The sequence below is a fragment of the Blastococcus sp. SYSU DS0619 genome (assembly GCF_054051035.1).
The window spans coordinates 26,585-38,781 of sequence record NZ_JBJHAM010000029.1 but is presented as its reverse complement, the minus strand read 5'-3'; the positions used below and the strand labels follow the sequence as shown (position 1 = coordinate 38,781).

Annotated in this window: 11 protein-coding genes; 5 read left to right on the top strand and 6 right to left on the bottom strand. The window is 75.3% G+C overall.

Translation table 11 applies throughout. The features are described 5' to 3' along the window. Positions 1 to 1,108: 1,108 nt before the first annotated feature. Positions 1,109 to 1,639 carry a DinB family protein gene (locus ACI79T_RS20065; protein ID WP_456611853.1) on the bottom strand — a complete coding sequence of 177 codons (531 nt, stop codon included), beginning with the start codon at positions 1,637 to 1,639 and terminating at the stop codon, positions 1,109 to 1,111. Positions 1,640 to 1,733: 94 nt separating this feature from the next. On the opposite strand from ACI79T_RS20065, the gene ACI79T_RS20060 reads away from it, so the two are divergent. After that, positions 1,734 to 2,738, top strand: coding sequence for a helix-turn-helix transcriptional regulator (locus tag ACI79T_RS20060; RefSeq protein ID WP_456611852.1), 1,005 nt, complete (start codon positions 1,734 to 1,736; stop codon positions 2,736 to 2,738). Here ACI79T_RS20060 and ACI79T_RS20055 read toward each other — a convergent pair. The 3 genes from ACI79T_RS20055 to ACI79T_RS20045 form a co-directional block, all read right to left on the bottom strand. Next, positions 2,623 to 3,618 carry a YihY/virulence factor BrkB family protein gene (locus ACI79T_RS20055; protein WP_456611851.1) on the bottom strand — a complete coding sequence of 332 codons (996 nt, stop codon included), beginning with the start codon at positions 3,616 to 3,618 and terminating at the stop codon, positions 2,623 to 2,625. The genes ACI79T_RS20060 and ACI79T_RS20055 overlap by 116 nt on opposite strands. Next, positions 3,611 to 4,243: a CAP domain-containing protein gene (locus ACI79T_RS20050; RefSeq protein ID WP_456611850.1), complete on the bottom strand. Its 633-nt coding sequence runs from the start codon at positions 4,241 to 4,243 to the stop codon at positions 3,611 to 3,613. The genes ACI79T_RS20055 and ACI79T_RS20050 overlap by 8 nt, the downstream gene beginning before the upstream one ends. A 92-nt stretch (positions 4,244 to 4,335) precedes the next feature. Next, positions 4,336 to 5,292, bottom strand: coding sequence for a diguanylate cyclase domain-containing protein (locus tag ACI79T_RS20045; RefSeq protein WP_456611849.1), 957 nt, complete (start codon positions 5,290 to 5,292; stop codon positions 4,336 to 4,338). Positions 5,293 to 5,493: 201 nt separating this feature from the next. Here ACI79T_RS20045 and ACI79T_RS20040 point away from each other — a divergent pair, with 201 nt between their 5' ends. The 3 genes from ACI79T_RS20040 to ACI79T_RS20030 are packed head-to-tail and all read left to right on the top strand — an operon-like array spanning position 5,494 to position 8,583. Next, positions 5,494 to 6,621 carry a carboxylate-amine ligase gene (locus tag ACI79T_RS20040; protein WP_456611848.1) on the top strand — a complete coding sequence of 376 codons (1,128 nt, stop codon included), beginning with the start codon at positions 5,494 to 5,496 and terminating at the stop codon, positions 6,619 to 6,621. Then, positions 6,614 to 7,909, top strand: coding sequence for an erythromycin esterase family protein (locus tag ACI79T_RS20035; protein WP_456611847.1), 1,296 nt, complete (start codon positions 6,614 to 6,616; stop codon positions 7,907 to 7,909). The genes ACI79T_RS20040 and ACI79T_RS20035 overlap by 8 nt, the downstream gene beginning before the upstream one ends. A gap of 2 nt (positions 7,910 to 7,911) precedes the next feature. Next, positions 7,912 to 8,583 carry an alpha/beta hydrolase gene (locus ACI79T_RS20030; protein WP_456611846.1) on the top strand — a complete coding sequence of 224 codons (672 nt, stop codon included), beginning with the start codon at positions 7,912 to 7,914 and terminating at the stop codon, positions 8,581 to 8,583. Between the two features lie 9 nt (positions 8,584 to 8,592). Here ACI79T_RS20030 and ACI79T_RS20025 read toward each other — a convergent pair whose 3' ends face one another. Continuing rightward, complete coding sequence (locus tag ACI79T_RS20025) at positions 8,593 to 9,915, bottom strand: DUF2254 domain-containing protein (protein WP_456611845.1); 1,323 nt, start codon at positions 9,913 to 9,915, stop codon at positions 8,593 to 8,595. 70 nt (positions 9,916 to 9,985) lie between these two features. Further along, complete coding sequence (locus ACI79T_RS20020) at positions 9,986 to 11,413, bottom strand: NAD(P)/FAD-dependent oxidoreductase (RefSeq protein WP_456611844.1); 1,428 nt, start codon at positions 11,411 to 11,413, stop codon at positions 9,986 to 9,988. A gap of 35 nt (positions 11,414 to 11,448) precedes the next feature. Here ACI79T_RS20020 and ACI79T_RS20015 point away from each other — a divergent pair, with 35 nt between their 5' ends. Further along, the gene (locus ACI79T_RS20015) at positions 11,449 to 12,192 is read left to right on the top strand and encodes an alpha/beta fold hydrolase (RefSeq protein WP_456611854.1); all 744 of its coding nucleotides are present in this window, start codon (positions 11,449 to 11,451) and stop codon (positions 12,190 to 12,192) included. The last annotated feature ends 5 nt before the right edge of the window (positions 12,193 to 12,197 follow it).

Here is a 12,197-nt window from a genome sequence, read left to right as displayed (position 1 = left end):
CCCCCCCCCCCCCCCCCCCCCCCCCCCCCCCCCCCCCCCCCCCCCCCCCCCCCCCCCCCCCCCCCCCCCCCCCCCCCCCCCCCCCCCCCCCCCCCCCCGAAGTGATCAGGTGACCTGATCGTCGCGGTCGTGGCAGGGTCGCGGGCGTGCAGCTCGACGAGGTGGCCGACGAGCTCTACGCGGTGCCGCCGGAGCAGTTCGTCGAGCTCCGGAAGACCCGCCAGGACGAGGCGAAGGTCGACGGCGACAAGGCGCTCGCCAAGGAGATCGGCACGCTGCCCAAGCCGTCGGCCGCCGCCTGGGCCTGCAACCTGCTGGTGCGGGCCCGGCGCGCCGAGATCGAGGGCCTGGTCGAGCTTGGCGACCTGCTCCGGGAGGCGCAGGAGAACCTGGCCGGCGACCAGCTCCGGGCCCTCGACGTCCAGCGCCGGCAGCTGCTCACGGCCCTCACCCGGCAGGTGCGCTCGCTCGCCGACGGGGAAGGGCACCCGGTCAGCACCTCGGTGGCCACCCAGGTGGAGGAGACGCTGCGTGCCGCCATGTCCGACCCCGAGGCGGGCCGGGCCCTGCTGACCGGGCGCCTCACCTCGCCGATGTCCTACAGCGGCATGGGGACGACGGTCTCGCGGCCGGATCTCCGGCTCGTGCACCCGTCCGGTCCCCGCACCGCGCCGGCCGCGGGGAAGGCGCCCACCCGCAGGACGGCCGCGGAGTGGGGGACCGCCGATGCGGGCGCCGCCGAGCGTCGGCGCCGCGAGCAGGAGGAGCGCCGGCGGGCGGCCGAGGAGAAGCGCCGCCGCGAGCTGGCGGAGGCCCGCGCGGCGGCGGAGGAGGCCACGGCCGCCGCGGAGGAAGCCGCGGCGGCGCTCGACGCGCACCGGCAGCGGACCGAGGAGCTCGCCACCCGCCGGACCGAGCTGCAGGCGCGGGTGGACGAGCTGGCCGACCAGCTGGCCGACGCCGAACGCGCTGCGGCCGACGCCGCGGCGGCGCTCAAGCGGGAGGAGCGCCGGCGAGCGGCCGCCGAGCGGGAGGCCGCCGACGCGGCCGAGGCGCGGGACCGCGCCGTGCGCACGTCGACGCACTCGACGCCGACTGACCGGCGGGGTCAGCCCATGGTCTTCTGCCCGTCGAGGGACTCCCGGAGGATGTCGGCGTGCCCGGCGTGCTGGGCGGTCTCGGCGACGATGTGCAGGAACACCCGCCGGGCCGACCGCACCGCCCCCGGCGCGAACCAGGGCGCCTCGGGCAGCGGGTGGGCGAGGTCGAGGTCGGGCAGCGTGCGCACCAGGTCGTCGGTCCGCCGCGCCACCTCCTCGTAGCGGGCCAGGATGCCGGCGAGGGTCTCGTCGGGGCCCATGCGGAACTCCTCGCCCCACGCCTCGACCTGGGCCGCGTCGTCCGCTGCCGCCATCGCCGAGGTGCCCTCGAGGACGAAGTCCACCCACGCCGCCTCGGTCCCGGCGACGTGCTTGACCAGGCCGCCGAGGGTGAGCTCGCTGGCCGTCGGCCGAAGTCGTGCCTGCTCGTCGGTGAGGCCCTGCACGGTGAACCGGAGGAAGTTCCGGTGCGCCGCGAGCGTCTCGAGGAGGTCGGCGCGCTCGGCGCTGAGGGGAGTCATGGCGGTCTGGCTGGTCATGGTCGGGTCCTCCGTCGGGTCGTGGATCGGTCACGTCCGACGCTAGGGACCATCGGTGCCAGTTCCTGTCACCATTGCGGGAGACTCTGGCGCCGTGGCCGACACCGGGAACCGCACGCTGCGCCTGCTCTCGCTGATGCAGGGCCGTCGCCAGTGGGCCGGCGGCGAGCTCGCCGACCGGCTCGGCGTCTCGCTGCGCACGCTGCGCCGCGACATCGGCCGGCTGCGCGAGCTCGGCTACCCGGTGGAGGCGCAGCCCGGCGTCGAGGGCGGCTACCGGCTGACCCCCGGTGCCGCCCTGCCGCCGCTGGTGCTCGACGACGACGAGGCGGTGGCCCTGACCGTCGGCCTCCAGACCGCGGCGCAGACCGCGGTGGCCGGCATGGCCGAGGCGTCGGTGCGCGCGCTCACGAAGGTCGTCCAGGTGCTGCCGCCGCGGCTCCGGCGCCGGGCCGACGCGCTGCGGGCCGTCACGGACTCCGTGGCGTGGGCGGGGCCGGGCGGCACGGTCGACCCGCGGGACCTCACCGTCGTCGCGCAGGCGTGCCGGGACACCGAGCGGCTGACCTTCTCCTACACGTCGGCCGACGGCACCGGCACCGAGCGGCTCGTCGAGCCGCACCGGCTGGTCGCGCTCGGCCGGCGCTGGTACCTCGTCGCCCACGACCTCCACCGGGGGGAGTGGCGGACCTTCCGGCTGGACCGGCTGGCCGGCCCACGGGCGACCGGCGCCCGGTTCGCCCCGCGCCCGCTCCCGGCCGAGGACGCCGCGGCCGTCGTGCGTGCCGCCCTCGGCGTACGGGGGGCGGCGATCCAGGTCGAGGTCCTCGTGCACGCGCCGGCCGGGGAGGTGCGCCGGCGGATCGGCCAGTGGTCCACGGTGGAGCCGGTCGACGACGGCTGCTGCCGGGTGCGCATGGAGACCGACGACCTGGCCTGGCCGGCCTTCGCGCTCGGGGTCGCCGGGGCCGAGTGCGTCGTCGTCAGCCCGCCGGAACTGCGGGACGTGCTGGAGGAGTGGGCGGCGCGCTTCGCGCGGGCCGCTGCGTGCCGTCCGCCCGTGCCCCGTGGGCCCGGCGCCGGGCCCGCCGGGACATGAGGCGGTAGCCCGCCAGCAGTGCGGCGTTGCCGAGCAGCAGCCACAGCCCGAGCAGCACCGCGGTGGCCAGCGCCGTCGGCCCGTAGCGGTCGGTGAAGTCGGCGTACTCCAGGTAGACGAGGTAGCCGCCGGTGGTCAGCGCGACCAGCCCCACAGCGGTCGCCGCGCCGATGGCGACGTCGTGCCACCGCGTCTCCCAGAGCCCGAACAGCGCGTAGATCAAGGCGATGACCAGGCCCACCAGGAGCAGGGCGCCGGCGCCCAGCGCGAGCCGAAGCGCGAGGCCGGACCCGAGCAGCCGGGGAACGAGGTAGAGCGCCGCCAGACCCGAGAAGATCGCCAGCGGCAGGACGGCGATGATCACCAGGGCGAGCAGCCGTCCCTTCATCCCGCGCATCCGGCGCTCGGACTTCGGGGCGATCGTGCTGAAGGCGCGGGCGAGCGCGGCGCCGTACGTGGTCGCCGGCCAGATCGCCGCCACCGCCGCCACCGGCCCGGTCCGCGCCGCGACGTCGATGAGCCCGCGCAGGATGTCGGCGACCGGGAGCTGCTCGGGGGCCTGGTCGCCGACCTCCGTGCCGAGGTCCTGCAGCGCGGACTCGTCCACCGCCAGGCCCGCCACCCAGAACCCGAGCAGCACCATGGGCGGCAGCGAGATCAGCGCGTAGAAGGCCAGGCTGGAGCTGGTGGTCAGGAACTCCGGGCTGCGCAGCCACTCCGCGAACCCGCGGACCGGCGACGGCAGCCGGCGGTAGCCCTCGCCCACCCGACGCCGGATGCGGCGGACCCGCTGCCGGGCGGCGCCCAGGGCACCCCCGGGCCCCGCCCCGGGCTGGTCCCCGCGCTGCTCCGGCGTGCCCGGACCCGGGCGCTCACGCACAGCTGGGTCCGTCCTCCTCCGATCGGACGATCGGCTCCTCGGGCGGCGTCTCCCGGTCCACCTCCGGGCGGTCGGACCCGACGGTCCGGCCGAACTGCTGGGTGGCCCACACGGAGCCGTCGGGCGCGCAGAAGACCCCGATCCCGATCCGGTCCCAGCCGGGGTTGAGCACGTTGACGCGGTGGCCGTCGGACCGCATCCAGCCGACGTGGGCGACCCCCGCCGGTACCGGGCCCGAGGCGGTGAAGATGTTCTCCCCGATGCCGGTGAACCCGTCGAGCTCCTCCCGGTCGAGCACCTCCCGCACGTCCTGGTGCTCCAGCAGGTCGTTCTCGGCCATCTGCTCGCTCCAGGCGCGGGCGACCTGAGCCAGCTCGTCGTTCCACTCCAGCGGCGCCAGGTCCCGCGCCTCGCGCTCGGCGTTGACCCGGTCGAGGATTTCGCGGGCCATGCGCTCCTCCGCCTCGCCGTCGTCCCCCGACGGCGGCTGGTCGGGCTCCGGTCCGGAGCCGGTCGCCACACCGGGCGATCCACCGGTGCCGACGACGACGCACCCGGTCGAGCCGAGCACGAGGGCGGCGAGCAGGAGCACGAGCCGGAGGAGCGAGCTGCGGGCGACGTCCATGGCCGTTCCCTACCCGCCGGGTGGCGCGCACGCGTGGTCCTGCGCGCACGTGGCCGGATCGTTAGCGACCGGCCCCGGCCGGGCCCGGCGGCTCACCCGATGCGGCCGCTGCGCTTCTTCCGGTAGAGCTGCTCGTCCGCGCGGGCGAGCACGGAGCTCACGTCGTCACCGGGCCGGGCCGTGGCGATCCCGGCCGTCCAGGTGAAGGGGTGGGTGCGGTTCAGCTGGTCCATGAGCTCGCGGGCGGCCTCCTCGTCGGTCGCGGGGAGGCAGAGCACGAACTCGTCGCCCCCGTAGCGCCCGAGCAGGTCCGCCCGGCGCAGCCGGCGGCTCCAGTTCTCGGTGAGGCTGCGCAGCAGTTCGTCGCCGGCGCGGTGGCCGTCCCGGTCGTTGACCACCTTGAAGTCGTCGAGGTCCAGGAGCGCGAAGCTCAGCGCCTCCCCGCTGCGGGCGGCGCGGGCCAGCTGGCGGGAGGCGTGCTCCTCCCACGCGCGCCGGTTCGCGACGCCGGTCAGCGGGTCGGTGCCGGCGGCCGTCCGGAGCTTGTGGGCCAGCCGACCCTGGACCTCGGTCAGCACGGCGACCGACCCGACGACGGGCAACCAGGCGGCCAGGAAGTCCGACGGCGCCGCGGCCCAGGCGCCGGCGCTGGCGGCGAGGATCACCGTGGCGGCGTGCAGCCGGGCGGCGGTCAGCGACAGGAAGTGGGCGGCGTACAGGCCGACGGAGATCATCGCCGGGCCGAGCCCGACCACCCCGACGGGCGTGGCCGACCGCCACGCCAGCAGACCGATGAGCACCGACAGCAGCGCAACCGCGGCGTGCAGGCCCCAGGGGCGCACCCGGGCGCCGGCGACCGCCAGCGCCGCGCCGATGATCAGCCCGACGGCCCCCAGCACCTGGAGCAGCCCCACGGGGGTGGTCTCGGCCATCGGCGCGGCGGCACCCACCCAGCACAGCGCACCGCTGACGACGTACACCACCGCCAGGATCGCCGCGGGCGCGCGTCGTCCGGTCTGCACCTCGCCCTCCTCCCCGTTGCCGCTCATCCTCCCTGGTCACCGCGCCGATCGGCAGTCCGGACGGGTCGTCTCCCACCACTCCGGGTGGTTCCGGCGGGGGCGTCGCACCCGGCTGCGGCCCGGGAGCTCCAGCCGTACGGTGGCGGTGCGGCTGGGAGGCAGCCGATGGCAGGCCCGGGTCGCCGGCAACGCCGGCCGTCCCGCGCTGCGGCCCGGACAGGAGCGCGCGTGGATCCCACCGGTCGCCCCCGGACCGTCGTGGGCGCCACCGTCGGGGTGGAGGAGGAGTTCCACCTCGTCGACCCGGAGACCCTCGAGCTCACCCCGAGCCCGGGGCTCGCCGAAGCCGTGCTGCGGCACGACTTCGACGAGCGGGTCCACCCCGAGATCAGCACGACGCAGCTGGAGACGGCCACCGGCATCTGCCGCACGCTGGGGGAGCTGCGGACGGAGCTCGCCGCCACCCGGGCCCAGGCGCGCGCAGCGGCCGCCGGTGCGGGCGTCGCCCTGCTCCCGGCCTCGACCCACCCGTCGGCCGGATGGCGGCAGCAGGTGCTCACCCCTGCGCCGCGGTACGAGGCGATGGTGCAGCGGTGGGCCGGCCTGGCGGCCCGCCAGGACATCACCGGCTGCCACGTGCACGTCGGCGTCCCGGACCTCGACACCGCGGTCGCGGTGCTCGACCGGGCCCGCCCGTACCTGCCGCTGCTGCTGGCGATGACCGGCAGCTCCCCGTTCCACGACGGCGCCGACACCGGCAACGAGAGCTACCGGACGCTCTGGTGGGGGCGCTGGCCGCACACCGGGGTGCCCGAGCCGCTGGGCTCCGGCGAGCGGTTCCAGGAGGTCGTCGCCGGGCTGGTCGCCGCCGGCGTCGTCGCGGACGCCTCCCACCTGTACTGGGACCTGCGGCCCTCGTCGCACCTGCCGACCGTGGAGTTCCGGTTGGCCGACGTCTGCACGCACCTGGACGACGCCGTCCTGCACGCCGCGCTGGTCCGCTCGCTGGTGCGGGTGGTCGCCGCCCGCGCGCAGCGCGACGAGCCGGTGCCCGTCGTCCGTCCCGAGCTGCTGCGGGCGGCCCGGTGGCGGGCCGCCCGCGACGGCCTCACCGGGCAGCTGTTCGACCCGGTGGCCGGCGCGCTCGTCGACGCCCGGACCGCGGTGGACGGCCTCCTCGGCGAGCTCGCCGACGACCTCGCCGACCGGGGGGAGGAGGACGAGGTGCGGGAACTGGTGCGCCGGCTGTTCGGCCGGGGTACCTCCGCCGCGCGCCAGCGTGCCGTCTGGCGGCGGACCGGTGATCTGCGGCAGGTGACCGCCGCGATCGTGCGAGAGGGGAGCCCCGATGCCTGATCCGATGCTCGACCAGATCCAGGCCCTGGCGAGTCCGTTGCGCACGCCGGCGGACCTCGACCCGCTGCTGGACCGGATCGGCGATGCGCGGATCGTGGCGATCGGGGAGGCCAGCCACGGCACGCACGAGTACTACGCCTGGCGGGCGGCGCTCACCCGGCGGCTGATCGAGGAGAAGGGGTTCGGGTTCGTCGCGGTCGAGGGCGACTGGCCCGACTGCTACCGGGTCGGCCGCAGCGTGCGGCTGCGGCCCGGTGCCGACGAGGACCCGCGCGATGCACTCGACGCCTTCGCCCGCTGGCCGACCTGGATGTGGGCCAACGACGAGGTCGTCGAGTTCTGCCGCTGGCTGCGGGAGCACAACACCGCTCGCCCGGAGGACGACCGGGTCGGCTTCTACGGCATCGACGTCTACAGCCTGTGGGACTCGATGCACGCGCTGGTGGACTGGCTGGCCGAGCACGAGCCCGGGCACGTCGAGCAGGCGAAGCGGGCGCTGGCCTGCTTCGAGCCGTTCGGCGAGGACGGCGCCGAGTACGCCTTCGCCAGCCGCTTCGCCCCCGCCTCCTGCGAGCAGGAGGCCGTGGACCTGCTGCGCTCGCTGTGCGAGCGGCGCGGGGACGGGGAGTCCGACCGCGACGAGGAGGGACGCTTCGCCGCCGAGCAGAACGCCGCGGTCGTGGTCGACGCCGAGCGCTACTACCGCGCCATGGTGCGGGGCTCCGCCGAGTCGTGGAACGTCCGCGACGAGCACATGGTGGACACCTTCGACCGGCTGCTCGACCATGCCGGGCCCAAGGCGGTCGTCTGGGAGCACAACACCCACATCGGCGATGCCCGCGCCACCGACATGGCGGCCCACGGCATGACCAACGTCGGTCAGCTGCTGCGCGAGCGCCACGGAACCGACGACGTGGTCCTCGTCGGCTTCGGGGGGTACCGCGGCGGCGTGGTCGCCGGTCAGGAGTGGGGGGCGCAGATGGAGCGGATGGCGGTGCCCCCGGCCCGGCCGGGCAGCGTCGAGGCGCGGCTGCACGAGGCGCTGGGTGAGGACGCCCTGCTCGTCTTCCCCCGCGACCGGCAGCCCGGGTGGCTGCGGACCCGGCTGGACCACCGGGCGATCGGCGTGGTCTACCGGCCGTCCCGGGAGAAGTGGGGCAACTACGTGCCGACCGTGCTGGGGAAGCGATACGACGCCTTCCTGTACCTGGACGACACCAGGCCGTTGCAGCCGCTGCACCTCGAACGGGCCGACGAGCACGTGCCCATCGCCGCGTACGGGGAGTGACCGTGCCGGAGCACGCCGCCGGCCGCCTCGACAGCCGACCGGCGCAGGTGGCCCCGGGCGAGCCGTGGCCGGCGGGGGTGCACGGCCTCGATCTGGGCGGGGGAGCGGGGGTCCTGCTCGCCGTTCCTCCGGGCGAGCCCGTGCCGCGGCCGCTGCTGGTCTTCTTCCACGGCGCGGGCGGGAATCCGCCCCAGAGCCTCGGCGTGCTGGGCCGCACGGCCGCCGACCGCGGGGTGCTGGTGCTGGCGCCGCGGTCCGGCGCGGCCACGTGGGACCTGATCGCCGGCCGGCTGGGCCGGGACGTCGCCGTCCTGGACGCCGCCCTCGCACAGGTCGCCGAGCGGGCACCGGTCAGCCGCTGCGCGATCGGCGGCTTCTCCGACGGCGCCTCCTACGCGCTGTCGCTCGGCCCGGCCAACGGCGACCTGTTCGACGCCGTGCTCGCCTTCTCCCCGGGCTTCGCCCTCCCCCCGGCGCGACGCGGCCGGCCGCGGATCTGGCTCACCCACGGCACCGGTGACCGGGTCCTCCCGGTCGACCGCTGCGGACGGCGGCTGGCCGCCGTGTTCGGCGACGAGGGTTACGAGGTCACCTACGACGAGTTCGACGGCGGGCACGTGGTCCGGCCCGAAGGCGTGGTCACGGCCCTGCAGTGGTGGCTGGGCCCGGAGTGACCCGGTGCCTCACATGGAGCGGGTCTCACCGGAGCGATCGGCGAAGGCGTCGACGACCCGGCCCTCCAGGGCCGCGGTGACCTGGTCGCGGTGCAGCCCGACGAACTCGGTGTCCGTAGCGCTCCACTCCGGGGAGTGCTCCCCGGCGACCAGGTCCGCCGCCCGCTCCACCTCGGCCCGCTGCTCGTCGTCCCGGCAGGCGACCGCCACGTCCCGGAGCATCCGCAGCAGGGCGGTGACGAGGGTCGGTTCGCTGCCGCCGAAGCGGGCGACCTGACCGCAGGCGAGGTCGAGGTAGTACCGCATGTCCCGGTCGGGGACGATCGCCCGACCGACGCCGTCCTCGTCCTCGTGCAGGGTCGGCCCGAGGTGCCGGCCGGTGAGGCGGACCAGCAGATCGCCCATGTGGCCGATCGCCGTGGCGGCGGTGACCGGGTCGTTGGTGCTCGGGGACATGGCCTTCACGGCGATGTCCTCCAGCTGGCGGAACCCGAAGGCGGCGTCCTGGTCGATCGTCCGCTCGTTGTTGAACACCACCGCAGCGCGCACGGCGTCGTCGAGCTCCTCGGTCGCGCCCCAGACCGTGGCGATCGGTGTGCCGACGGTGACCAGGTCACCGGGCCGGACCTCGACCCGGACGACGGCATCGTGGTTCCGCGCGGCCTCGACCAGCGCGTCCGGGTCGGTCACCTCGACGAACCCGCTCCGCGACGCGGTCACGAGCCGCCCCGCGCTCGTCTCGAGGTCCAGCTCGTCGGGGGACCGCTGCCCGTGACCGGTGTACGGGCCGTAGAACGTCTCGATCGCCCGCCGGGCGTCGTCGTGCACCCGGGTCATCATGGTGTCCACCCGGAGCATGCGGACCATGTGGCTGATGAAGGCCAGCAGGGCGGCGACGGAGCCAAGGCCCAGCAGAGCGGCGGCCAGGCACACGAGCGTGGGTACCGGCTGGTCCTGGTTGATCCCGCGCAGACCGGTGATCGCGAAGACGAACGTCGCAGTCAGGATCGACAGGACCCGCTTGGTGACCGGGTCGCGGACGAAGTCGCGCAGCAGCCGGGGCGAGAACTGCTGGGACGCGAGCTGGAGCGCCACGATGGTGATGCTGAAGGTCAGGGTCGTGATGGTGATCGCGGCCGTGGCCACCAGTTGCAGCAGCGTGCCGGCGGCGCTGGTGTCGGCCGGCCACAGCGCCGCGAGGAACCCGCCGCGCGGCTCCACCATGCCGAGGGCCCAGCCCACAGCCGCCGCGACCACGGCGGCGACCGCCGGCCAGACCCAGAGAGGTGCCTGCGACCGTGCTGCGCTCGTCTGCCCCCGTCGTCCTGCCACGGGGAGCGCCTACCCGTCCTGGGCCGGGTAAGCACCGGCCGGGGTGAGGATCACCCGGCCGGTGCGGTGCTCACGCCGATTCGCGCTGGGTGATGTCCTCGTCGTCCGGGTCGGTGTTCTTCGGTCCGCCGGTCTTGGAGACCTCCCAGCCCGCGCCGAGCTGCTCCAGGGCCAGCCGGCCGTAGACCTGCTGCTGGGTGGCCACCCGCTCGGACCGGCCACGGCCCAGGAAGCTGACCATCCAGTGCAGCACGGTGGTGACGCGGCTCTTGAACCCGACGATGTACATCAGGTGCACGACCAGCCACAGCACCCAGGCGATGAACCCGCTGAACTTGAACTTGCCGATGTCGGCCACCGCGGAGAACCGGGAGATCGTCGCCATCGAACCCTTGTCGAAGTACTCGAAGGGCTTCTGCGGCGCCTTCCCGGCGACCCGGCGCTCGATCGCCTCGGCGGCGTAGCGGCCGCCCTGGATGGCGACCTGGGCGACGCCGGGCAGCTTGTCCAGCGCCATCATGTCGCCGACCACGTGGATCTCGGGGTGCCCGGGGAGGGTGAGGTCGGGCTCCACCGAGATGCGGCCGGCGCGGTCGACCTCCGCTCCGGTCTGCTCGCCGAGCTTCCGGCCGAGCTCGCTGGCCTGCACGCCGGCGGCCCAGATCTTGGTGGCCGCCTGGATCCGGCGGACCTGGCCGTCGGTGTCCTTGACCTCGAGCCCGTTGGCGTCGACGCCGGTGACCATGGCGCCCAGCTGGACCTCGACGCCGATCTCGTTGAGCTGCCGCCGGGCGCGGTCGCCGAGCTTCTTCCCGAAGGAGGGGAGGACGGCGGGGGCGGCGTCCAGCAGGATCACCCGCGCACCGGTCGGGTTGATGTTGCGGAAGTCGCGACGCAGGGTGCGGCGGGCCAGCTCGGCGATCTGCCCGGCCATCTCCACACCGGTCGGGCCGGCCCCGACGACGACGAAGGTCAGCAGCCGGTCGATCTCGGCCTGGTCCTGGGCGATCTCGGCGAGTTCGAAGGCGCCGAAGATCCGGCCGCGCAGCTCGAGGGCGTCGTCGATGCTCTTCATCCCGGGCGCGAACTCGGCGAACTGGTCGTTGCCGAAGTACGACTGCCCCGCGCCCGCGGCCACGATCAGCTCGTCGTAGGGGTGCACCGTCTTCCGGCCGAGGATCTCGGAGCTGACCGTGCGGGCGGCGACGTCGATCTCGGTGACCTCACCGAGCACGACGCGGGCGTTCTTCTGCCGGCGCAGGATCTCGCGGGTGGCCGGGGCGATCTCGCCCTCGGAGAGGATGCCGGTGGCCACCTGGTAGAGCAGCGGCTGGAACAGGTGCTGGGCCGTCTTGCCGATGAGGGTGATGTCCACCGGGGCCTTGCCCAGGGCCCGGGCGGCGAACAGCCCGCCGAAGCCCGAGCCGACGATGACGACGCGCGGCCGGCCGCCGGAGGGGTTGCTCGGGGCGGGGGCCTGCGCTGGTGATGTCGTCATGATGATTGATCCTCCCACTCGGGTCCGCGCGGATCGTGCCCGCCCCCGGGAGATGCGGGACACACCCGGTCGCTCCGGCTCCGTTCGGCTCGCGGACCCGGGAGGCGGCCGGTAGACCCCACGGGGTGCAGCCTTCGATCTCCGTCGTTCACGTGCCCGGTCTGGGGCTGGATGAACGTTCTTCGCGCAGGTTGCGCCAGGAACTTCCGGGGCGCGTCGTCGTCCTGCCGGGCATGGGGGAGGCCGCGCCGGTGCCCCCGGTCGACGAGCTCGCCGCCCGCCTGGTCGGGGCGCTCCCCGAGGGCCCGGTGGTCCTGGTGGGTCACTCGCAGAGCTGCCAGGTGGTCGCGGCGGCCGCGACCGACCCCCGGGTGGCCGGCGTCGTGCTGTGCGGCCCGACGACGGATCCGCGGATGCGCCGGTTCCGGGTGCTCGCCTGGCGCTGGGTGCGTACCGCGCTGGCCGAGCCCTGGTGGCAGGTGCCGCTCATCCTGCGCCAGTGGCTGCACACCGGGCCCCGGGCCATGGCCGCGCTGTGGCGCACGGCCTCGCCCGACCCGATCGACGAGCGGCTGCGCCGGGTACGGGTGCCGGTCGTCGTCGTCCGGGGCGCCCGGGACACGCTCTGCCCGGCCGGCTGGGCGCAGCAGGTGGCCGCCGCCGCACCCCGGGGCCGTCTCGTGGTGCTGCCGGGCGCGGCGCACATGGTCGTGCAGACCCACCCCGCCGAGCTCGCCGCGCTGCTCCGCTCGCTCGGCTCCGAGCGGGCAGCGCGGTGACGGGG

Coding starts and splice junctions, on each gene's coding strand:
- ACI79T_RS20035 (WP_456611847.1), top strand. CDS start 6,614: ATGCCTGATCCGATGCTCGACCAGATCCAGGCCCTGGCGAGTCCGTTG.
- ACI79T_RS20065 (WP_456611853.1), bottom strand. CDS start 1,639: ATGACCAGCCAGACCGCCATGACTCCCCTCAGCGCCGAGCGCGCCGAC.
- ACI79T_RS20050 (WP_456611850.1), bottom strand. CDS start 4,243: ATGGACGTCGCCCGCAGCTCGCTCCTCCGGCTCGTGCTCCTGCTCGCC.
- ACI79T_RS20045 (WP_456611849.1), bottom strand. CDS start 5,292: ATGAGCGGCAACGGGGAGGAGGGCGAGGTGCAGACCGGACGACGCGCG.
- ACI79T_RS20020 (WP_456611844.1), bottom strand. CDS start 11,413: ATGACGACATCACCAGCGCAGGCCCCCGCCCCGAGCAACCCCTCCGGC.